General features: G+C 62.2%; 19 protein-coding genes. 10 read left to right on the top strand and 9 right to left on the bottom strand.

The genetic code is table 11. The features are described from left to right. Positions 1 to 8 precede the first annotated feature (8 nt). Positions 9 to 1,262, bottom strand: coding sequence for an MFS transporter (locus HMPREF1267_RS03100; RefSeq protein ID WP_042403997.1), 1,254 nt, complete (start codon positions 1,260 to 1,262; stop codon positions 9 to 11). 191 nt (positions 1,263 to 1,453) lie between these two features. Between HMPREF1267_RS03100 and HMPREF1267_RS03095 the strand changes: the two genes are divergently transcribed. From HMPREF1267_RS03095 to HMPREF1267_RS03085, 3 genes are all read left to right on the top strand, one after another. Next, positions 1,454 to 3,667 (top strand): NADP-dependent isocitrate dehydrogenase, encoded by a 2,214-nt coding sequence (locus HMPREF1267_RS03095; protein WP_023028355.1) that lies wholly within the window; start codon positions 1,454 to 1,456, stop codon positions 3,665 to 3,667. A 599-nt stretch (positions 3,668 to 4,266) separates the two neighbouring features. Then, positions 4,267 to 5,688: a PepSY domain-containing protein gene (locus HMPREF1267_RS03090; protein ID WP_023028354.1), complete on the top strand. Its 1,422-nt coding sequence runs from the start codon at positions 4,267 to 4,269 to the stop codon at positions 5,686 to 5,688. 55 nt (positions 5,689 to 5,743) lie between these two features. Then, the gene (locus HMPREF1267_RS03085) at positions 5,744 to 7,813 is read left to right on the top strand and encodes a M3 family metallopeptidase (protein ID WP_023028353.1); all 2,070 of its coding nucleotides are present in this window, start codon (positions 5,744 to 5,746) and stop codon (positions 7,811 to 7,813) included. Here the strand turns inward: HMPREF1267_RS03085 and pdxT are convergent. Together pdxT and pdxS are read right to left on the bottom strand one after the other, a co-directional pair. Then, positions 7,810 to 8,418 carry a pyridoxal 5'-phosphate synthase glutaminase subunit PdxT gene (pdxT, locus tag HMPREF1267_RS03080; protein WP_034653793.1) on the bottom strand — a complete coding sequence of 203 codons (609 nt, stop codon included), beginning with the start codon at positions 8,416 to 8,418 and terminating at the stop codon, positions 7,810 to 7,812. The genes HMPREF1267_RS03085 and pdxT overlap by 4 nt on opposite strands. Before the next feature lie 10 nt (positions 8,419 to 8,428). Beyond that, positions 8,429 to 9,316 (bottom strand): pyridoxal 5'-phosphate synthase lyase subunit PdxS, encoded by an 888-nt coding sequence (pdxS, locus tag HMPREF1267_RS03075; RefSeq protein ID WP_023016817.1) that lies wholly within the window; start codon positions 9,314 to 9,316, stop codon positions 8,429 to 8,431. Positions 9,317 to 9,397: 81 nt separating this feature from the next. Here pdxS and HMPREF1267_RS03070 point away from each other — a divergent pair, with 81 nt between their 5' ends. Further along, the gene (locus tag HMPREF1267_RS03070; RefSeq protein WP_023028352.1) at positions 9,398 to 10,714 is read left to right on the top strand and encodes a PLP-dependent aminotransferase family protein; all 1,317 of its coding nucleotides are present in this window, start codon (positions 9,398 to 9,400) and stop codon (positions 10,712 to 10,714) included. A 37-nt stretch (positions 10,715 to 10,751) separates the two neighbouring features. Next, the gene (locus HMPREF1267_RS03065) at positions 10,752 to 10,949 is read left to right on the top strand and encodes a hypothetical protein (protein ID WP_023016815.1); all 198 of its coding nucleotides are present in this window, start codon (positions 10,752 to 10,754) and stop codon (positions 10,947 to 10,949) included. Positions 10,950 to 10,953: 4 nt separating this feature from the next. On the opposite strand, the gene HMPREF1267_RS03060 is transcribed toward HMPREF1267_RS03065, so the two are convergent. Genes HMPREF1267_RS03060 through HMPREF1267_RS03050 form a run of 3 tightly spaced genes read right to left on the bottom strand, consistent with a single transcriptional unit; the run spans position 10,954 to position 14,996 of the window. After that, positions 10,954 to 11,790, bottom strand: a complete 837-nt coding sequence (locus tag HMPREF1267_RS03060) for an SPFH domain-containing protein (protein ID WP_023028350.1) — start codon at positions 11,788 to 11,790, stop codon at positions 10,954 to 10,956. Beyond that, positions 11,791 to 12,435 (bottom strand): hypothetical protein, encoded by a 645-nt coding sequence (locus tag HMPREF1267_RS03055; protein WP_023016813.1) that lies wholly within the window; start codon positions 12,433 to 12,435, stop codon positions 11,791 to 11,793. It abuts the gene before it with no gap. Next, complete coding sequence (locus tag HMPREF1267_RS03050) at positions 12,435 to 14,996, bottom strand: nitric-oxide reductase large subunit (RefSeq protein WP_023028349.1); 2,562 nt, start codon at positions 14,994 to 14,996, stop codon at positions 12,435 to 12,437. The genes HMPREF1267_RS03055 and HMPREF1267_RS03050 overlap by 1 nt, the downstream gene beginning before the upstream one ends. A 221-nt stretch (positions 14,997 to 15,217) precedes the next feature. Here HMPREF1267_RS03050 and HMPREF1267_RS03045 point away from each other — a divergent pair, with 221 nt between their 5' ends. Then, entirely contained in the window at positions 15,218 to 15,442 is a 225-nt protein-coding gene (locus tag HMPREF1267_RS03045; protein WP_023028348.1) for a hypothetical protein, read from the top strand. Here the strand turns inward: HMPREF1267_RS03045 and HMPREF1267_RS03040 are convergent. The 3 genes from HMPREF1267_RS03040 to HMPREF1267_RS03030 are packed head-to-tail and all read right to left on the bottom strand — an operon-like array spanning position 15,439 to position 16,874. Continuing rightward, a complete protein-coding gene (locus HMPREF1267_RS03040) occupies positions 15,439 to 16,050 on the bottom strand; it encodes an anti-sigma factor (RefSeq protein ID WP_023028347.1) in 612 nt (203 codons plus the stop codon). The genes HMPREF1267_RS03045 and HMPREF1267_RS03040 overlap by 4 nt on opposite strands. Continuing rightward, positions 16,047 to 16,655: a sigma-70 family RNA polymerase sigma factor gene (locus HMPREF1267_RS03035; RefSeq protein WP_034666826.1), complete on the bottom strand. Its 609-nt coding sequence runs from the start codon at positions 16,653 to 16,655 to the stop codon at positions 16,047 to 16,049. The genes HMPREF1267_RS03040 and HMPREF1267_RS03035 overlap by 4 nt, the downstream gene beginning before the upstream one ends. Positions 16,656 to 16,664: 9 nt before the next feature. Further along, positions 16,665 to 16,874 (bottom strand): hypothetical protein, encoded by a 210-nt coding sequence (locus tag HMPREF1267_RS03030; RefSeq protein WP_023028345.1) that lies wholly within the window; start codon positions 16,872 to 16,874, stop codon positions 16,665 to 16,667. A 162-nt stretch (positions 16,875 to 17,036) separates the two neighbouring features. Here HMPREF1267_RS03030 and HMPREF1267_RS03025 point away from each other — a divergent pair, with 162 nt between their 5' ends. The 4 genes from HMPREF1267_RS03025 to HMPREF1267_RS03010 all read left to right on the top strand — a co-directional run bounded on the left by HMPREF1267_RS03025 (position 17,037) and on the right by HMPREF1267_RS03010 (position 21,699). Continuing rightward, positions 17,037 to 18,605, top strand: coding sequence for a cytochrome c biogenesis protein CcdA (locus tag HMPREF1267_RS03025; RefSeq protein ID WP_023028344.1), 1,569 nt, complete (start codon positions 17,037 to 17,039; stop codon positions 18,603 to 18,605). Positions 18,606 to 18,615: 10 nt separating this feature from the next. Next, positions 18,616 to 19,197: an MBL fold metallo-hydrolase gene (locus HMPREF1267_RS03020; protein WP_023028343.1), complete on the top strand. Its 582-nt coding sequence runs from the start codon at positions 18,616 to 18,618 to the stop codon at positions 19,195 to 19,197. 82 nt (positions 19,198 to 19,279) lie between these two features. Next, on the top strand, positions 19,280 to 20,596 hold the full coding sequence (locus tag HMPREF1267_RS03015) for an O-acetylhomoserine/O-acetylserine sulfhydrylase (RefSeq protein WP_023028342.1): 1,317 nt from the start codon (positions 19,280 to 19,282) through the stop codon (positions 20,594 to 20,596). Next, positions 20,593 to 21,699, top strand: coding sequence for a homoserine O-acetyltransferase (locus tag HMPREF1267_RS03010; RefSeq protein WP_023028341.1), 1,107 nt, complete (start codon positions 20,593 to 20,595; stop codon positions 21,697 to 21,699). The genes HMPREF1267_RS03015 and HMPREF1267_RS03010 overlap by 4 nt, the downstream gene beginning before the upstream one ends. Positions 21,700 to 21,910 lie beyond the last annotated feature (211 nt).

The raw sequence follows: 21,910 nt of genomic DNA, 5'->3' as shown, positions 1-21,910 counted from the left end.
TGGTAGTTCTAGCCACGATTGGCAAGGCGTTTTTTATCCCACATTGTTATCGCCCACACAACGCAACCCGCGGCCGCCAAGCCGGCGCCCGCCAGCGCCGGAGCAGAGTAGCCCAGGCCCGCGCCTACGACGATGCCGCCGATGGTCGCACCGGCCGCGTTCGCGATATTGAGCGCGGATTGGTTGAGCGCTGCGGATAAGGTCTGAGCATCGCCCGCCACGTGGACCAGGCGTAGCTGCAGCGACGGCACCAACGTGGAACCCATAAACGCCACCATGCCAAAGCAAATGGTGGCGGCGATGGCGTGGCTGGAAAGGAAGTAGAAGGCCGTGAGGATGATGATCAGGCTGGCTAAGGCGAAAATGATGCCAAATTCGAGGTTGCGGTCTGCCAACCAGCCACCAAAGGCATTGCCAATCGTCATGCCAATGCCGTAGGCCATGAGCACGACCCAAATCAGGCTATCGCTCAGGCCCGCGACCTCGGTCATGGTCCAGGAAATATAGGTATAGACGGAGAACATGCCGCCGAAACCCACCACGCCCATGATGACGGTGAGCCACACCTGGCTGTTTTTAAAGGCGCCGAACTCGGTGCGGATATCGGTCTGTTTCATCTCCGTCATGTGCGGCATGAGGAAAAACAGGGCTACGGCGGTAATAAGGCCGATGACCACGACCACCAGGTATGCCGCGTGCCACCCCAGCGCGGAACCCAGGGCCTGTGCCGCGGGCACGCCGATGACCGTGGCGATGGCAAGGCCCATGCCCACAAACGCCATGGCCTTGCCCCGCCCGCCGGGAGGGGCCATCGATGCCGCGGACAGGTTAGCCACGGAGAAGTACGCGCCGTGGGGCATGCCGGCGATGAAGCGGGCCACCATGAGCACCCAGTAATTCGGCGCGAGGACCGAGAGCAGGTTGCCCACCACCAAAAAGCCGATGAGCAAGAGGATGAGGCGGCGGCGCGGGAGCTTGCCGGTAAAGGCCGCAATCAGGGGCGCACCGACCACTACGCCGAGTGCGTAGGTGGTAATCAGCGTGGAGGCGGTATCCTCAGAAACCCCGAAGTCCTCCGCGATCAGCGGCAGCAGGCCCATCGAGACGAACTCGGTAGTACCGATAGCAAACGCACCAAGGGCCATCGCCACCATGACGATGGTGCGGCGCGCGGTAGAAATCTCCGTCTGGCGGGGCAGAGGCCGACGGTGAATGCGATGTTCATGGGCGCTGCGCGGGCTTAACTGATCGATAATTTTCACGAGGGGCGACGATACACCCCACCTGGGCATAAAGCATGTTCAGGGCGTGGACAGGTGAAGAGATTTACCCAGCGCATGGCCCCGTGACCGATGCCACCCAGCCCCAGAATGTACCGAGCGCTCCACATGGAGCGGACAAAATCGGTAATCTGGTCACCTGAAGAAATTTTCCCACATTTAATAGGAGAATCATGGCTAAGATTACGTGGACCCGTACCGATGAGGCGCCGCTTCTGGCGACCTACTCCCTCAAGCCCATCGTGGAGGCCTTCGCTTCCACCGCGGGCATTGACGTAGAAACCCGCGATATTTCCCTAGCTGCCCGCATCGCCGCGCAGTTCCCGGAGCGCCTCACCGAGGACCAAAAGGTGGAAGACGCCCTGGCTGAGCTGGGCAAGATGGCCAAGACCCCAGAGGCTAATATCATCAAGCTGCCGAATATCTCGGCTTCCCTGGTGCAGCTGAAGAAGGCCATCGCCGAGCTGCAGGCCGCCGGCTACGACTTGCCTGATTACCCGGATAACCCCTCCACTGACGAGGAAAAGGACATCGCGGCCCGCTACGATTCTGTCAAGGGCTCCGCCGTTAACCCCGTCCTGCGTGAAGGTAACTCCGACCGCCGCGCGCCGGAGGCCGTAAAGAACTTTGTTAAGAAGCACCCCCACCGCATGGGCGAGTGGTCCAAGGATTCCAAGACCAACGTCGCCACCATGGACGATAACGACTTCCGCCACAATGAGAAGTCCGTCATCATCCCCGAGGAAGATACCCTGTCCATCGTGCTGAAGACCGCCGACGGCGAGCAGACCCTGCTGCCGGAACTGCCGGTTCTTAAGGACGAGGTCATCGACGGCACCTTCATGTCCGCCAAGGCCCTGGATGAGTTCCTGCTGCAGCAGGTCAAGCGCGCCAAGGAAGAGGGCGTGCTCTTTTCCACCCACCTGAAGGCCACCATGATGAAGGTCTCTGACCCCATCCTCTTCGGCCACGTCGTGCGCACCTACTTCGCCGATGTCTTTGATAAGTACGGCGACGAGCTCATCTCCGCCGGCCTGAACGGCGAGAACGGCTTGGGCTCCATCCTGGAGGGCCTAGACAAGCTCGACAATGGCGAGGAGATCAAGGCTGCCTTCGAATCCGCGCTTGCCGATGGCCCCGATCTCGCCATGGTCAACTCCCACAAGGGCATCACCAACCTGCACGTGCCTTCCGATGTCATCATTGACGCCTCCATGCCGGCAATGATCCGCACCTCCGGCCACATGTGGAATAAGAACGACGAGGAGCAGGACACCCTGGCCGTTATCCCGGACTCTTCCTACGCCGGCGTGTACCAGGCCGTCATCGAGGACTGCAAGGAAAACGGCGCCTTCGACCCCACCACCATGGGTACCGTGCCAAACGTCGGCCTGATGGCCAAGAAGGCCGAGGAGTACGGCTCCCACAACAAGACCTTCAAGGTTCCCGCGGACGGCACCGTTGAGGTCCGCAACTCCAAGGGCGAGGTGCTCATCGAGCACGACGTCGAGGCCGGCGATATCTGGCGTGCCTGCCAGACCAAGGACGAGCCGATCCAGGACTGGGTCAAGCTCGCCGTCAACCGCGCCCGCCTGTCCGGCATGAAGACCATCTTCTGGCTCGACCCAGAGCGCGGCCACGACCGCAATATCCAGTCCTTGGTGGAAAAGTACCTCAAGGACCACGACACCGAGGACCTGGACATCGAGATCCAGGATCCGGTCACCGCTACCAAGACCTCCATCGAGCGCATCCGCCGCGGCGAGGACACCATCTCCGTGACCGGTAACGTGCTGCGTGACTACAACACGGACCTCTTCCCCATCCTCGAGCTGGGTACCTCCGCAAAGATGCTGTCCGTGGTTCCGCTGATGGCGGGCGGCGGCCTCTTCGAGACCGGTGCCGGCGGCTCCGCCCCGAAGCACGTCCAGCAGGTGCAGGAAGAAAACCACCTGCGCTGGGACTCCCTCGGTGAGTTCCTGGCGTTGGCCGAGTCCTTCCGCCACGAGAACCAGACCAACGGCAACGAGAAGGCCGGCGTGCTGGCCACCACCCTGGACAAGGCCACCGAGCGCCTGCTGAACGAGGGCAAGTCCCCATCCCGCAAGGTGGGCGAGAACGACAACCGCGGTTCCCACTTCTTCCTGGCCACCTTCTGGGCCGAGGAGCTGGCTAACCAAACCGAGTACGCCGATCTCGCGGCAGCCTTCAAGGACGTTGCTTCCGAGCTTTCCGGCAAAGCGGACGAGATCTCCCAGGCTCTTATCGATGCCCAAGGCGATCCCGCTGACCTCGGCGGCTACTACTGGCCAAACGACGAGAAGACCTCCGCTGTCATGCGCCCCGTCGCACAGTTCAACGAGATCATCGACGGCCTGAAGAAGTAAAGCCGAGTTAGGTTTCTAGCCACAGACCGCCTCGATTACTCCTCGGAGTTCGAGGCGGTCTTTTCTTGCTTCGTTCGCCGAAAACCCAGCCAAAACAGCCGCTTTTATCATCAAATTTACCCATTTACCTGCGCAAACTTTTTCTTGCTCGTTTCTTGCTTCTCAAGCCAAAACGGTTGCGCCCGCTAGCGTGGTGTGGAGCTCGTGGTAAGCCTCACGGCCGTGCACAATAGGGCGACCATCATATCGATCCAACGGACCTGACCTCCGCCTCGTCGGCGCCGTACTAGCTGAGCAGCATAAGGATTGGGTTCCGCAAAAACTCTTTACGCGGCAGGCGAGCACAAGCGGCTAGCCGAGGAAACCAGGAACAACTTCATCGATGGCCTGAGAAAGTAAAAGCTTCTTCACCAGCTAATTTTCACCGCGCGTTCCCTTCACTGGGGCGCGCAGTGTCGTCGTTTTCGCTCCTTCAATTTCACACAACTGAAAAAATTTTTTCACCTTCCGGGAACCAGGGTTGCCTAAGTTCCGACTATTAGTGCAGTTGATATCAGCACCCATGCAACTGACCACTAAGCACGAAAGAGAACTATTTTATGAGTCGGACGACTCTGCGTTCCTTCATCCAACGCATACACTTTTACGGCGGCATGTTCGTCGGCCCCTTCATCCTTATCGCGGCTTTGACCGGCTGCCTCTATGCACTGGCGCCGACCCTGGAAAAGTTTGCTTACCGCGACGTCATGACCGTCGAGGAAGTAAATAACCCGGTAAGCCTGGAGGACCAAATCAGCGCTGCCCAAAAGGAGCACCCGGATATGCCGGTATCCCAGGTATGGCCGGCGGAATCGGCGACGGACTCCACGCGCGTGCTGGTGGCGGATCCGGGCATCGACGAGAGCCTGCAGCGCACCGTTTTTATTAATCCGGCCGATGGCGAGGTCATCGGTGACTACCCCACCTACTCCGGCTTGGGCGAGATGCCGCTGCGCCGCTGGATCTCCTCGCTGCATGAAAGCTTCTACCTGGGCCAGCCGGGCGAGCTCTATTCCGAGCTAGCCGCGTCTTGGCTGTGGGTCTTGGCCTGCGGCGGGCTCTACATGTGGTGGATTCGCCGCCGGCCCAAGAAGGCTGCCGCGCCGCTGAAGAAGCAGCCGCAGCGCTCCAAGCGCTGGAAGGCCACCCGCCTGCACTCCACTATGGGCGCATGGATTTTCATCGGGCTCATTGGCCTGTCTGCCACCGGCATCACCTGGTCCCAGCTCGCCGGCGAGAACGTCAATTCCGTGGTGGAGAAGATGAACTGGAAGGCCACGCCGGTAGAAACCGCGCTCACCACCGATTCCTCCGCCGATGCCGCACACGATGCCCACGCCGGGCACGAAGGTCACGGTGCCCACGGCGCTCATGGTGGGGATGCGGAGGCTGCGGGCGAGACTCCGGAGCCGGAGGTCATCGCCGAGCAGGCAGAGCGCGTCTATGCCACCGGCCGCGCGGAAGGACTAACGGGTCCGCTGCGCCTGTACGCGCCGGAAGACACCGACTCGGGGTGGAAGGTCAGTGAGCGCTGGGTCGAGTGGCGCTATACCTCCGATGAGGTCTCCGTCAACGGTTCCACCGGCGAGGTCATCGACCGCCTTCCATTCTCTGAGCTGCCGCTATTTAGCAAGCTCAGCAGCTGGGGCATCTACCTGCACATGGGCATCATGTTTGGCCTGCCGCTGCAGATTGCCCTGTTCGCACTCGGCCTCGCCATCGCCGCCATGGTGGTTCTGGGCTACTACATGTGGTGGAAGCGCCGGCCGCAATTCGCCCCTGGCTCCAAGCGGAACTTCTCCTGGGCCACCACCGGCCTGGGTGCGCTCTTTGCCGCCACCGTCGGTGCATTTATGCCGCTTTTGGGCATTACCCTTGCAGCATTCCTCGTACTAGACATCATCGTGATGAATACCGGAAAGCGCAAGGCTACCGCGCCAAAGAAGAAGGATGAAGACGCGGAGCTAGTACCGGTGGGCTAGCAATCTTAGTGAAAGCCATCACACAGGGTGGAGTAAATGGGTACATTGGTCATTTATGACTAATCCATTACTCCACCCTTCATCGTTGCCCTACCAACTCCCGCCGTTTGCGGAGATTAAGGTCGAGCACTACCGCCCCGCCTTCGACGAAGCGCTCGCGCTCCACGATGCCGAGATCTCCGCCATTACTGAAAATCCCGCTGCCCCCACCTGGGAAAACACCGTGGAAGCCCTCGAGCGTTCCGGCCAGGATCTCGACCGCGTGATGTCGGTCTTTGGCAACCTGTCGGGCACGGACGTCACTGATGAGATGGAAGAAATCGCCGCCGATATCTATCCGCGCCTGTCCGCCCACTACGATGCGATGTACCAGGACGAAAAGCTCTACCAGCGCATCAAGGACTCCACCCCACCCGCCGGCGATGAGGAGGGCGCGCGCCTGCACGAACACCTGCTACGCACCTTTGCGCGCCAGGGAGCGGATCTCGATGCCGCCGGCAAGGCCCGCCTCTCCGATATCAACCAGCGCCTGTCCGCCCTATCGGAGGAATTCGGCCGCAATCTCATGGCCTCCACGCGCGAGCGCGCCGTCGAGTTCACGGAGGAAGAGCTCGAGGGCCTGCCGCCGGAACGCATCGCCTCAGCCAAGGCGGATGCCAAGGCCCTAGGCCGCGAAGGCTACGTCATCCCCCTCGAGCTGCCTACCGTGCAATCGGAGCAGTCCCGCCTGGCTCGGGAGGGGGCGCGGAAGAAGCTCTATGCGGCATCGGCAAGCAGGGGCTCCGAGAACAACATTCCAGGGCTTATCGAGGCCGTCCAGCTGCGCGCCGAGCGCGCCGAGCTGCTGGGCTATGCCTCCCACGCCGATTACGTGATCGCGGAAGAAACCGCTGGCAGCGCCGACGCCGCGCGCGACATGCTCGCAGACCTCGCTCCCGCCGCCGCGGCCAATGCCGCCGGCGAGCACAAGCTGCTAGCCGAGGAAGCCACGCTCAACGAGCAAGACTTCCACGCCGCCGACTGGCCCTACTGGGAATCCAAGGTCCGCGCCCGCGATTTCTCGCTCGACGAGGAGGAACTGCGCCAGTACTTCCCCCTGGACAAGGTCCTTACCCAGGGCGTATTCGCTGCTGCCGAGCGCCTGTACGGCATTACCGTTGCCCCGCGCGAGGACCTGGAGGGCTATGCCGAGGGCGTGCGCGTCTGGGAGGTGTTCGACAAGAGTGTCGAACACAGAGATAACGTCGAGCACGAAGATAAGGGCGAGCACGGCGATAAGGGAATCGGCCTGCTGCTCACGGATTACTTCGGCCGCCCCACCAAGCGCGGTGGCGCGTGGATGAGCCAGTTCGTGGGCCAGTCAGGCCTGCTGGAGCGCAAGCCGGTCATCGTCAACGTGCTGGGCATTACCAAGCCCGCCGATGGTTCCCAGCCCCTGCTGAGCCTGGACGAGGTACACACCCTCTTCCACGAATTCGGCCACGCCTTGCACGGGCTGCTTTCCGATGTCCACTACCCCACCTTCGCCGGCACCAACGTCCCGCGCGACTGGGTGGAATTCCCCTCGCAAATCAATGAGAACTGGGCGCTGGATAAGTCGCTGGTCAAGCAGTACGCGCGCCACGTCGACACCGGCGAACCGATCTCCGATGAGCTGCTCGATGCCGTGACCGCCGCCTCCGAGTTTGGCCAGGGCTTTGCCACCTCGGAGTACTTGGCGGCCTCCATTATCGATTTGGCGTGGCATTCGCTCAGCGCCAAGGACGCCGCAGCGCTGGAGGCCACCCCGGAGGCCGTGGACGCATTCGAGGAGGAGGCCCTGCGCGCGGTGGGGCTGGATAACCCGCACATCGCCCCGCGCTACCGCTCAACGTACTTCAACCACATCTTCGCCGGCGGCTACTCCGCGGGCTACTACTCCTACCTGTGGGCGGAGGCGCTCGATGCCGATGGCTTCGAGTGGTTCAAGGAGCAAAGCGATCTGCGCGCCGCAGGACAAAAGTTCCGGGACCTCATCCTCTCTCGGGGCGCCTCCCGCGATTTCGGCGCGGCCTACCGCGACTTCCGCGGGCGCGAAAAGGACGTCGCGCCGCTGCTCAAGCGCCGCGGCCTCTCCGGCGTCTAGCGGATACTGTCCAGCCAGGCGGCGTGCACGCGCGCCTCATCGTTTTCTTCCGGGTGAAAGCTCAAAGCGGTGACGGCGCCGTGGCGCACGCCGACGACCGCCTCCTCCGCGCCGTCGCGCGGCACGGTCGCGATGACCTCCACGCCCTCGCCCACGCGGGTGACCAGCGGGGCGCGGATGAAGCTCGCCTCGATGGGCAGCGTTTCTTCCCCGACCAGGACCGGCAGGGTCCGTTCGGCGGAAAAACGCTGGTTGCCAAAGGCATTGCGCCGCACGGTGATATCGAGCAGCCCCAGGGTCTGCTGGCCCGGCGAGGGGTTATCCAGATCGCGGGCGCAATAAATCAACCCGGCGCAGGTAGCGAGCACGGGAAGGCCCGCGGCTACAGCCGCCCGCAGTGGATCGGCCACGCCGAAGGTGCGGGCGAGCTTGTCGATGACACTCGACTCCCCGCCCGGAATCACCAGCCCATCCAGGCCTTCAAGGTCGCGCGGCACGCGCACCCGGCGCGTGTCCGCCCCCAGGCCTTCGAGGATGCGCAGGTGCTCTTCCACGCCTCCCTGCAGCGCGAGCACCCCGATCGTGGCGCTAGCTTCTTGTGGCATGACCACGCGATTACCAGCCGCGCTCGGCCAGGCGGTGCGGTGCCGGCACATCGCCGACATTGATGCCGACCATGGCCTCACCCAGGCCGCGGGAGAGCTTGGCGAGCTCGGCGGGGTCATCGTAAAGCGTGGCGGCCTTCACGATGGCCTCCGCGCGCGCTGCCGGGTTACCGGATTTGAAGATGCCGGAGCCCACGAAGACGCCTTCGGCGCCCATCTGGCGGACGAGGGCGGCATCGGCAGGCGTAGCTACGCCGCCGGCAACGAAGAGGACGACCGGCAGCTTGCCGGTCTCCGCAACCTCCGCAACCAGGTCATACGGTGCCTGGAGTTCCTTGGCGGCGACGTACAGCTCGTCGCGGTCGAGGTGCTGCAGGCGGGCGATTTCCGCACGAATGGTGCGCAGGTGCTTGACGGCCTCGGAGACATCGCCAGTGCCGGCCTCGCCCTTGGATCGAATCATGGCCGCACCCTCGGTGATGCGGCGCAGGGCCTCGCCCAAGTTGGTCGCGCCGCACACGAACGGCACGTCGAAGTCCCACTTATTGATGTGGTTGACGTAATCGGCTGGGCTGAGCACCTCGGACTCATCGATGAAGTCCACGCCGAGCTCGCCCAGAATCTGTGCCTCGACGAAGTGGCCGATGCGCGCCTTCGCCATCACGGGGATGGATACGGCGTCGATGATGCCCTCGATAAGCTCCGGATCGGACATGCGGGCCACGCCGCCCTGGGCGCGGATATCGGCAGGCACGCGCTCAAGTGCCATGACGGCGCTCGCGCCCGCATCCTCGGCGATGCGCGCCTGTTCCGGGGTGACGACGTCCATGATGACGCCGCCCTTGAGCATGTCAGCTAGTCCACGTTTCACGCGCGTGGTCGCAATGTTTTCGGTCATGCGCTCTATACTGCCCTGCCCAAGTGGTACAAGTAAAGAACCATTTCCCGCGTGTTGGGTTGTACCACTTATACTGTTTTCATGCCCCTGCGCCTCGACCCCGCCGATACGCGCGCCCTGCCGGTACAAATCGCCGCCGCCGTGCGCGCCGATGTCACCTCCGGCGCCCTGCTGCCCGGCGAGCCCGTCCCCTCCACCCGCGCGCTGGCCACCCAGCTCGGCGTCTCCCGCGGCAGCGTCGTTACTGCGTATGAGCAGCTTACCGCCGAGGGCTACCTCAGCGCGGAGGTTGGTTCAGGCACCGTCATCAACCCCCGCCTGCCCCACAGCCCGCCGCCGCGCCCCGAGCCCGCACCGCAGTCCGCTCCCGCGCCCGATCTTTTGGAACTCACGCCCGGTCTGCCCGATACCGCCGGCATCATCACCCCCGAATGGCGCGCAGCCTGGCGCGATGCCGCCGCCCAGCCGCTTTCCGATGCCACCCCGCTCCCCCACCACATCGCCAACCACCTGCGCTACATGCGCGGGCTGCGGGTGGATCCGCGCCGCATCGTCGTTACCGCCGGTGCCCGCGATGGCCTGGCCTTAGTGCTGCGCACGCTCGGTACGGCGCTGCGCGTCGGCGTCGAATCGCCCGGTTATCCCAGCCTGCGGCGCATCCCGCAGGCACTCGGTCATGAGTTGGTGAACGTGCCCACCGATGCCGATGGCGTTACCGTTCCCGACACCGATCTCGACGCGCTGATTGTCACCCCAAGCCACCAGTACCCGTATGGCGCGTCGCTGCCGGCCGAACGCCGCGCCGAACTCGTGGCCTGGGCCCGCCAGAACGGCGCTTTACTCATCGAGGATGATTTCGATTCCGAGCTGCGCTACGTAGGACAGCCGCTGCCCGCGCTCGCCGCGCTCGCCCCAGAACGCACCGTGTTGCTCGGAACCTTTTCCACCGTGATTTCGCCGTCCATCGCCTGTGGCTATGTGGTGGTCCCGGATGGGCTGCGCGGGGGCATCGACAAGCAGCGCGATATCTTTGGTCAGCCGGTCGGCACCATCCCGCAGGCCGCGCTCGCCCATTACCTGGCCAGCGGGGCGCTGCGGCGCCACACCGGCCGCATGCGCCGGACCTATAAGCGCCGCCGCGACCTCGTGGCCGATGCCCTGGGCTCTCTCCCCGCCGCGCGCCTACTGCCCATCAATGGCGGTCTACATGCGGTTTTGCTGTGCGACCCGGCCATCGTCCTGCGCGCCGCCGCCCGCGGCATTAAGCTGACCCCGCTGCGCGAATACTGGGGCGGCGTAGACGCCGAAGACGGCGTGGTTTTAGGCTTTGGCCACTTAAGCGATGACGACCTGCGCCGCAGTCTGGACGCAGTCGCCGCAGCCCAACGAGAATGTTAGCCTGAATTTAAATGCCCTCGCACAGAAAGACGTAAGAATGACGCTTGGCCCGCTCGAACTTCTGCTCATGCTCATCCCGCTAGCTATCTACATCGGACTTATAGCCGGTGTCATTTATTTAATCGTGCAGGTCGCGCGCAATTCCAATGATATTAAGCAGAATTCGCAGGCCATCGCGCAACTTCGAGAGGCACAGAAAAACGGCCCCTCCGCTGGGCAGGGGCCGCATTCTTAAGCGCCTAGTCCGCAGGCTTTTCCGTATTTACCGCCTGCGAGAAGTTCTCGCTGAATTCCTTAAATCCCTTATTAAAGGTGCCCAGGTTTTCCATGAAGCCACCCATGATGTCTATGGGCAGCGGGAAGACGATGGTGGAGTTTTGGTCCGCGCCGAGTTCTAGGACCGTTTGTAGGTAGCGCAGCTGCAGCGCCGCCGGGGCCTTGCCCAGCTCCTCGGCTGCCTCGCGCAGCTCGCGGGAGGACTGCAGCTCACCGTGGGCCGAAATGACCTTGGCGCGGCGCTCGCGCTCCGCCTCAGCCTCGCGCGCTAGGGCGCGCTGCATCATCTCTGGGATCTCTACGTCCTTGATCTCCACGATGCGGGTGAGCACTCCCCACCGTTCGGTTTGGCCGTTGATGATCGCCGCTAGGTCCTCGTTGAGCTCCTCGCGGTGGGCCAGCAAATCATCGAGGCTCGCCCGCCCCAAGAGCGAACGCAGGGTGGTCTGCGCAATCTGCGAGGTCGCCACGGCGTAGTTTTCTACCTCGAGGACCGCCTTGCTCGAATCGGTAACCTCGAACATGACCACCGCATTCACGCGCACGGACACGTTGTCCTTGGTGATGATTTCCTGCGGCGGAATCGTCAGCGTCACCACGCGCAAATCCACGCGCTCCAGCTTATCGATGCCCGGTAGCAAGAAATGCAGCCCCGGCTCCAGCATCGGCCGCAGGTGGCCAAAGCGGAAGGTCACGCCCCGCTCATACTGCTTAATCACCTTGAGCGAGTAGGACAAAAACACCCCGATGAGAGCGATAATGATGCCGATGACGATCGGCCAGAATACGGGAGCGGACACTTAGACTTCCCCTTCCAGTTCTTGACGCACCGAGCGGTAGCGCGTGGATTTTCCGTACTTCGAACCATAGCGATCGACCTGCGCCGCCAATTCCGCCTCGCGGTTATCCATCTCCGGCACCACAAGCTGCGGCGCGTTCGAGGGCGTATTCCACAGGTGGCGGGCCAGCGGGTACACGCCGAATCCGGTAATGATGAGCACCGTGGCCAGCGTCAACGCCACCTCCGAGGGCGAATGGTAGCTAATCAGCGAGGCCAACGGCAGCAGGTAGCCCATCGCCGCCACCGCCAGCGCGATGCCGCGGTGGAAGCGCCCCGAATCCGAGTGCGGCCACGGGTCCAACTGGCGGGTGACCTCCCGGCCGTGGTGCGAGACCGTGCACTGTTGCTTGACCGGGCAGGTATTGCACACGGTCGGGTTCGCACGGTAGCGCATGACGCGGTTTTCCGGGTCGAAACTGGAGGGCCAGAGCCAGTGATCTTCGGGGCATCGCCAAGCATCGTGGTCTTCCAAGTACCGGAACGTACCGGATTGGTTGGACATGGTGCGGTTGGCGGTTTGCTGCGCGAGCAGGTCGAATACCCAGGCCACAGCGAGCAGGAAGAGCCCGTAGCACGCGGATAATACGGTAAATGCACCCGGCATTAGTCGTCCTTCTTGTCCGAGCGGTAGGTACCGCCCCACTTGGTGCGCGATTCAAATTCCTGGCGCGGGGCGGTGGCTGAATCGCCGCGCTCGGCATCGGGATCTTCTTCCTCAACGAAGGCACCGCGCTCATCGATGTACCCGTAGCGCCGGCCCGTGGAGCTGCGCTTGTCGACGCGCCCCTTGCCGCCCGAAACCAGCCCCACCGAGGAACCCACGGGGACCTCGCCTGCGTGGTCGTCCTCGTCCGGGGTGATGATGCTAAACAGCGGGTTGGTTGGGTGCTCCTCCACCGTTGGGATCTCCTTCTTGTAGAGCACGCCACGCAGCGCCATCCAGAGGAAGGGCAGGACGCCGAGGAGGAACATGACATCGCCAGGCAGGCGCAGCCATTCCATGATGAAGTTGCCGGGCTGGGTGATATAGCCCAGCGACCGCGCTTCCACGTAGCCCGATCCGACGGATTCGTAGAGCTGCATGATGCCCAGCGGCAGGAGCGAAATGACCACCATCCAGAGCAGGCCCAGGTTTTGCAGCCAGAAGGCCCAGCCCATGGCCTTATCGGACCACTTATCCTTGGGGATGAGGTAGCGCAGCGCAAAGACCGACAGACCCACGGCCAGGAAGCCGTAGACGCCCATCATCGCGCCGTGGGCGTGGTTTGCGGTAAGCGCCGTGCCGATTTCGTAGTAGGACACGATGGGCAGGTTGACCAGGAAGCCGAAGATACCCGCGCCCAAGAAGTTCCAGAAACCGACGGAGACCAGGAACATGACTGCCCAGCGGTGCGGGAAGGGGCGCTCGCCCGAGGCGCGTTGGCGGGAGCCCAGCTGCATGAAGGTCCATGCCTCAACGGTCAACAGGGTCAGCGGCACGACCTCTGCGGCCGAGAAGAATGCGCCCAGGGCCATGTGCTCGACCGGGGTGCCCGAGAAGTACAGGTGGTGCATCGTGCCCAGCACGCCACCGGTGGAATAGAGGATGACGTCCAAGAAGATGATGCCCAGGGCGATCTTTTCGCGAACCACGCCGAGCAGGACGAAGACGTAGGCCACCATGACGGTGGTAAATAGCTCGAGGAAGTCTTCCACCCACAGGTGAACCACCCAGAAGCGCCAGAACTCTGCGACGGAGATGTGGGTTTCCGATCCCGCCAGGTTGCCCACTGCGTAGAACGCTGGGATGGCCAGGCCGGCAAAGAAGAAGAGCCACGGCATATTGGACTTGTGCTCGTTTTTCAGGCGGCCGCGCAGCTGGCGGTAGATGATGCCAATCCACACGAACATGCCGATGGTAAGCAGTACCTGGAAGAAGCGCGGCAGGTCCAGGTATTCCCATTGCTGGGAAAATAGCGTGCCCTCTTCGATGTAGCCCATGGTAGAAAGCCATTCAAAGGCCATGGACCCAAAGACCACGACCGCGATGGCACCGAGCAGGAACCATACGAGCCAATCCTGCTTCTTCGGTTCCTTCTTGCCCACGAACGAGGCCAGGAAAATACCGGCCGCCAAGAGCCCGCCGGCGGTCCACAGGAGGGAGAGCTGCACGTGCCAGGTGCGCGAGACGTTATACGGCAAGATTTCTTGCAGCGGGATGCCAAAGAAGCCGGTTAGTTCCGTGCGGTAGTGCTGGCTGGCCGCACCCAGTAGCGCCTGGATCAAGAACAGCAACGCAATGACCAGGACGAACCAGGCCACCACCTTCTGCGACTTGGTCAGCCCAACCTCGCCCGGCTGCTTAAAGTCCAGGTTCGGTGCTTCTTCCGAATGCCAACCGATGGACTTGGACCACCGGCCGTAAATCGCAAAGATCAGGCCGGTACCGCCGATAAGCGCGATGAGCGAGAGCACCGACCACACCACGAGGTCCGCGGTCGGACCGTTGTCCACGCGCGATTCCGCTGGCCAGTTATTGGTATAGGAATAGTCATGGCCCGGACGCTCTGCCGCCGAAGCCCACGCGGTCCAGCCGAAGAAACCAACGAGGTTATTGATGTCTTGCTCATCGGTAATAAAGTCCGACGGCAAGCCACTGTTGTGGGAATCGGGGCCAAAGTACTGGGCGTAGTAGTCCTTATTGGCCTCGAATGCCGAAATCTGGTTATCGGTCCACTCCAGCACGCCCGTTTCTTCGGCATAGCGGTTGGTGCGGAATTCTTCTACCACGGCCTCTTCGGGAGTGGCGGAGGAATCAACGAAATCGGGGATACCGTTCGCGTCATTTTCCTCGCGGGCATGGTCGAGGGCGCGGCGCAGGTACTCCGCCGTATAGTCAGGGCCCAGGTAGGCGCCGTGCCCCAGCACGGAACCGTATTGCTGCAGGCCGCGGGCCTGGTACAGCGCCTGGCCGTTAGTGATCTCGTCCTTGGTGAGGACCGTTTCGCCGGTGGATTCGGAGACAATCTTTTCCGGCAACGGCATCGATGCGTCATAGGTGCGGTACGCCAAAAATCCCATGACCAAAAAGCCAAAGATCATGACGAGAGCAATCCCTTGCACCCACACATTGCTCACCTTGAGTACCGGCTTTGACCGATCCTCAGCCCCAGTAGTGGTGGCCATAATGCATCCTTTTCACAGTTCTAGAGAGTTCGACATACATCATTATGAACGGACAAAGCGGTGTTAAATAGTCGAACAACAAGCACCTACCCCCATTCACCCTCATCGGCCGGCCCTCACCCGGGCACTATTGGGAAAATCGGTGCACCATATAGCCGGATTCCGCCCCCAAAATTCCCACCCAGCTTGTTTACCCCCGGTTTTTCCGTAACAATTAATGCATGACATTCGCAGAGCACACCAAGCGCAATTGGCTCATCACTTTTTTCGCTGCGATTTTCCTCGCCGCCATCGTCTGCATGATTTTCTTAAACGATCCGCACCGCACAATGGTGATCGCGATGGTTTTCATCGCATCATCACTCCTGCTCTTCGGCGCGATCCTCGGAATCTGGTACCTGTTTCAGCGCAAGCCAAAAAAGGAATCCGCAAGCGAGGATCGTTAGCTCAGACGCACCTCGACGAGCGTGCGACCCGTAGGTTCCGCACTGCCTGCGGCGGGTTCCTCCGTCACCATGACCTTGACGGCATTACTCTCAAAAGGCATCCACACACCGTCGTGCGGGTCTTGGCCGATGACGCCGGCCGAGGTCATCGTTTTATCCTCGGAAATCGCCCACACCTGCGCGCCCATGCCTTCCTTCAGCTCGGGCTGGCCATCGACCATCGCGCCGGATTTGCCCATCGAGGCCGAGGACACGATATCCAACCGCGCGCCTGAGGCATCGGCCTTTCCTTGAATCAGGTCGTCGGCCTCCATGATGTGGTGCATGGACTCCTCGCCAGGCGATTCTGCCACCACGGTATTGTCCTCACCAGCGTCTTCTCCACCCTGGCGGGGAATCCACAACACCACACCGGCAATCACAACGGCCGCGGCCGCGGGAACCGCGACAAAAGCCCGCCAGCGCCGGCGCGGCAGCTCCACCACCTCGGCCTCCGCATCGAGGGAGGAAAATACCTTGTCCTTCATCTCGGCCGGCGGATCGATCTCAGGAAGGGAATCGAGGAAATCATCAAACTCCGCTTCAGAAAACTCGTGAGTGTTGCTCATTTCCCCTCCTTCCCGAGTATAAGTTTTAGTTTCTGCACGCCATCGCGCACGCGCGTCTTCGCCGTACCAATCGGTACATTTGTTGATTCTGCCAATTCGGCGCGGGTTAATCCAGCAAAGAATGCAAGCATCACGGCCGTGCGGTGCGGCTCGCCAATCTTGTCGACGGCCGCGCGCAAACGCTGCGATTCCACATTGCTGAGGGCTTCATCTTCGATGTCTAGGTGAAAGGCGGCATCGGCAAGCGCGGCTTCCCGGTCATCCCGCTCCACGCTGGCAACGTGGCTGCGCAGCTTATCGACGGCCCGCCCATGCGCAATCCGCCCCGCCCACGAACGCGCCGTCCCCTTCTCCGGATCGAAGTGCACGGCCTTGGTCCACACCTCTACGAAGACGTCCTGGGCCACTTCCTCCGCCAACGCCTGATTGCGCAGAACGTGCAGGCACACGCTGTAAATGGTCGGCGCGAGGGCGTCGTAGAACTGGCTGAAGGCACGCTTATCCCCCGCGGCGGACGCCGTCAAGAGGCGGTTTAATCGCGCGTGATCGTCGGGAGTGAGCGTAGACACAGGGTGTGAGTTTACCTCCAGCAGTCGGGCGGGCATAACGGCGAATTAGTGCGCCATCTCAGACGACGGCGCCATCATCTCGTCGCTTTTCATGGAGTCCTTGTCCATGCTGTCCGATTCAGGCGCCATAATCTCGGACGACGGGGTCATCATCTCAGACGAGGTCTCCCCAGACTTCGAGTCATCGTTATTGCAGGCAGCCAGGCTACCGGCGGCGATAGCAAGGGCAGCTGCGGCGGAAATGATCTTCTTCATGAAGGTTCTCCTTGTAGTCGCGGGCCGGCTTTTCCGGCCCTCTATCCACCCATTCGGAGCGGTAAGCGGAAACGGATTGGAAAACTTTCCAGCAATCCATTCTCGCCCCGACTCCGAATTGGTTGATATATCACTGCACCGACATTTCGGAGGACACAACGAATGCTAGAGACACTGTTTATCGGGTTTACCGGTGGCCTCATCACGGGAATTTCCCCGTGTATCCTGCCGGTTCTACCCCTCGTCGTCGCGGTCAGCGGCGGCTCGCGCCGGCGGCCTTGGCAGGTAGTAGGTGGGCTGGTCACCAGCTTCACCCTCGTGACGCTTTTCGCCACTACGGTACTCAACGCCCTGCATCTGCCCGCCGACATCGTGTGGAAGGTGGGCGTCGTCTTACTCATCCTCGTGGGCCTCGGCATGATTTTCCCCAAGGTCCAAGAAATACTCGAATGGCCCTTCCAGAAACTGCCACACGCCGACGGGCTGCAAGCCAAGGCGCGCGATAAGGGAGGATTTGCCGTAGGCCTGGCCATGGGCATCATCTTCGTCCCCTGCGCCGGGCCGGTCCTCGCGACGATTTCCGTCGCCGGGGCTACCGGCCAGATCGACGCCCATATCCTTGTGCTCTGCCTGTCCTTCGCGGCTGGCGTCGCCATCCCTCTTCTTGCCTTCGCCCTTGGCGGCAACGAGGCCGGCAAACGCGTTGACGCTTTCCGAAGCCACCAACGCCCCCTCCGCATCACCGCCGGCATCTTGGTCATCGCCATGGCGATTGCCATTGCCGCAGGCGTGCCGACGTGGCTGCAAAAGAAGCTGCCGAGTGTGGAGTGGAAGGGGGAGACATCGGCAAGCGCGGAGGGCACACCCGTACCCGAGTTCCAGGGCCTGACCGGGTGGTTTAATACCGACGAACCCGTAGATCCCCGCGCAAATGGGAAGGTAACGCTCATCGACTTCTGGGCCTATGCCTGCATCAACTGCCAGCGCAACAACGAGCACATCACCAAAATCTACGACCACTACAAGGACTTTGGACTCGAGGTCGTGGGAATCCACGCGCCCGAGTACGCCTTCGAGCGCGAGGCCGCCAACGTCCGCAAGGCCGCCAAGGAGCAAGGCATCAATTATCCGGTCGCCCAAGATAACGACTTCGCCACGTGGAAGGCATTCGACAACCACTACTGGCCGGCGCACTACTTGGTAGACAGCAACGGTACTGTGCGCGAAACCCACCACGGCGAGGGCGATTACGTCGCCACCGAGCGCCACATTCGTGAGCTTTTGCTCGAGCGCGACCCCGGCGTTGCGCTACCCGAGCCGTTGGAAGGAAGCGATTACACAGGGGCCTCGGAGCGCAATCCGGAAACCTACCTGGGCACGGATCGGGCTCGTTATTTCGACAACAACGGTTACCGCCCCGGAACTCACGATTTTGAGCTCGGCGAGCCGAAACCGGGCCAGTATTCGCTGGGTGGGACGTGGACGCTGGAGGACCAGCCCATTACTGCGGGCGACAACGCCCGGCGTCGCCTGAACTATCACGCCGCATGGGTACAGTTGGTGGTCTCCGGGAAAGGCACCGTTACCCTGCACCGCGGAAACGGCGATACCGAGGAATTCCCCATCCACGAGGATGGCACGATTGACCTGGTCAAGGGAGAGGAAATGTCGGAGACCATCGAGCTCGAGGTCAGCGAAGGACTAAAGCTTTACTCGTTTACCTTCGGTTAAGCTGGGGCGTATGGAATTTAGTCTGCTTGGCCACGCCTGCGTCGCCGTCGAGGCACCAGGCGGGCGCATCCTTATCGATCCCGGAACAATGACGCCGACTATCCCCGATGCCGATGCGGTGCTCATTACCCACGCGCATGCGGATCACCTAGACCCAGACCGGCTTCCCGATGCCCCACTCTGGGCACCTGCCGAAGCCTGCGAACAACTGGGGCGCGGTACCGCGGTTACACCGGGCGAGACCATCACCGTCGCCGGCCTCGACATCGAGGTACTCGGCGGCCAACACGCGCCGATCCACCCGAATATCCCGCGCCCAGCCAACGTGGGCTACTACTTGGGCGGCCTGCTCCACCCGGGCGATCAGTACATCGATCACCCGGCCGACGTGTTGCTCCTGCCCATCGCTGGACCCTGGGTAAAGGCCGCGGAGGCCGCCGATTATGCCCAGCGCGTCGGCGCCGCGGTCACGATCCCCATCCATGACGCCGTGCTTTCCGATGTCGGCCGCACCGCCTTCGACACCATGCTCACCAAGGCCGGTGTGCAGGGCTATAAGCGATTAAACCCAGGCGAAAAATTTACCGCTTAGTCTATTTTTATTCTCTGACTACCCTGCGGTTTCGCGACAGGGTGCTGTACGTTACATACCGCTTGGTCTAGTCTTGCGTGGCATGACGACGAAATACGATAACTCCAACGCAGACTGGTCCTTTGCCACTCGCTCCGTTCATGCAGGCCAAAACCTCGACGGTGCGCACAACTCCCGCAACGTGCCGATTTACCAAACCACCTCGTACGTCTTTAATGACTCCGAGCACGCGGCGAACCGCTTTAACCTCTCCGATGCAGGCCCCATCTACACCCGCCTGACCAACCCAACGCAGGATGCGCTGGAAGAGCGCCTGGCCTCCCTTGAAGACGGCGTGGCCGCCGTAGCCTTTGCCTCCGGCCAGGCCGCAGAGACCGCGGCCATTTTCAACCTCGCCTCGGCAGGCGATCACATCGTTACCTCCCCGCGCCTCTACGGCGGCACCTCCACGCTTTTTACCGTCACCCTCAAGCGGCTTGGCATCGACGTCACCCTCGTAGAAAACCCGGATGATCCCCAATCCTGGCAGGACGCCGTGCAGCCCAATACCAAGGCCTTTTACGGCGAGACCTTTGGCAACCCGGTAGCCGATGTCCTCGACATCCCGGCCATCGCCGAGGTCGCCCACACTAACCAGGTCCCGCTCATCGTGGATAACACCATCGCCACCGCGGCGCTGGCCCGCCCGCTCGACTTGGGCGCGGACATCGTCGTGGTCTCGACCACGAAGTTCTACACCGGCAACGGTTCTGCCGTGGGCGGCGCGATTATCGACGGCGGCTCCTTCGACTGGACCGTCGAGCGCGACGGCAAGCCAGTATTCCCCTACTTCGTCACCCCGGACGAGGCCTACCACGGCCTGAAGTACGCCGACCTCGGCGCCCCCGCCTTCGCGCTCAAGGCCCGCGCCGGCCTGCTGCGCGATACCGGCGCCGCCATTTCCCCGTTCAATGCATGGCTGACGCTCAATGGCATTGAGACGGTAGGGCTGCGCATCGACAAGCACAATGCCAACGCCCAGGCCGTGGCCGAGTACCTGGAAGGCCACGCCAAGGTGACGAAGGTCAACTACGCCGGCCTGGATTCCTCGCCGTATAAGAAGGTCAAGGAGAAGCTGGGCTATTCCTACACCGGCTCTGTGCTGTCCTTCGATATTGAGGGCGGGCGCGAGGAAGCATGGGTGTTTATCGATGCCCTGAAACTCCACTCCAACCTCGCCAATATCGGCGATACTCGCTCGCTCGCCGTTCACCCGGCAACCACCACGCACTCGCAGTCCGACGACGCCGCCCTAGCCGCGGCGGGTATTGCGCAGTCCACCATCCGATTGTCCGTGGGCATTGAAGATATCGACGACATCATTGCTGACCTCGAATTGGGATTTAACGCACTGGCATGAGCTGTATAAGTATCGGCGATTTTCGCACCGAAGCAGGCGCCACGCTTTCCGATGCCCACATCGCCTACCACCGCTTCGGCCATTTCCTCGGCGATCCGCACGGCGGGAATAACGTCATCCTGGTGGAACACGCGCTGACCGGCAATGCCGATGTGGCCGAATGGTGGTGCGATCTCATTGGCCCCGGCAAAGCGCTGGATACGACGAAGTGGTGCGTTATCGCCATGAACGCACTCGGCGGCTGCAATGGCTCTACCGGCCCCTCTTCCCCGCATGCGGATGGCCGCAATTGGGGATCGCGGTTCCCGGCGCTTTCCATTCGCGATTTGGTCGCCGCAGAGAAAAAGGCGTTGGAAGAGCTTGGAATAACGCATGTGCATGCGATTATCGGTGGTTCCATGGGTGGCGCGCGCGCCTTGGAATGGACGCTCATGTATCCCAATGCCGTCGATGCTGCGTGCGTTATCGCCGTCTCCGCGCGCGCCTCCGCATGGCAGATCGGCATCCAGTCGGCGCAGATTTCCGCGATTGAACGCGATCCCTTCTGGCACGGCGGCGACTATTATTCCTCCTCTCAGCGCCCCCGCGAGGGCCTGGCGGCAGCGCGGCGCATCGCGCACTTGACGTATCGCGGCGAGCAGGAAATCGATGAACGCTTTGGTGTTCAGGCCCAAACCGGCGAAGAGCCGCTGGGGCCTTACCGCCGGCACGACCAGCGCTTCGCCGTGAACTCGTACCTGGATTACCAGGGCTCGAAGCTGGCGGATCACTTCGATGCCGGTTCCTACGTCACGCTTACCGAGGCCCTCAACCGCCACGACATCGGCCGCGGCCGCGGCGGCCTGAACCGCGCGCTCGGTTCTTCACAGGTGCCGACCATGGTCGTGGGCGTCGACACGGACATCCTTTATCCGTATCACCAGCAGGAACACCTCTCGCGCAACCTGGGCAACCTGCTAGCCATGGCGAAGGTAGTCTCACCCGTTGGCCACGATGCATTCCTCACGGAATCGCGCCAGATGGACCGCATCCTGCGCAACTTCCTCACCCTGTCCCAACCGCACCCGCTGGACGTGGACAGCACCATCGACTACGCCATCTAGCCAGCCCCGCCTCCACACCGGCGCGGCGCGCAATACCGCATGACTTACGGTCGCGGGTGGTCCGACCCACGAACGGGACGCGGCGCGAGGCAGGCAGTGGCGGGGTCTGGAACGGGGCGCGGTGAGTGGCTAGCCTGGACTCCTTACAGAAGGCATACAAAAGGATCGCCGAAGCGGCGCAGGGTTTAACTGCGCTGGCTTCGGCGATGTT

Source organism: Corynebacterium sp. KPL1824, assembly GCF_000478095.1.
In the GTDB taxonomy this organism is placed as follows: domain Bacteria; phylum Actinomycetota; class Actinomycetes; order Mycobacteriales; family Mycobacteriaceae; genus Corynebacterium; species Corynebacterium accolens.
The sequence above is the reverse complement of the archived record's forward strand: the minus strand, read 5'-3'. Positions and strand labels throughout refer to the sequence as shown.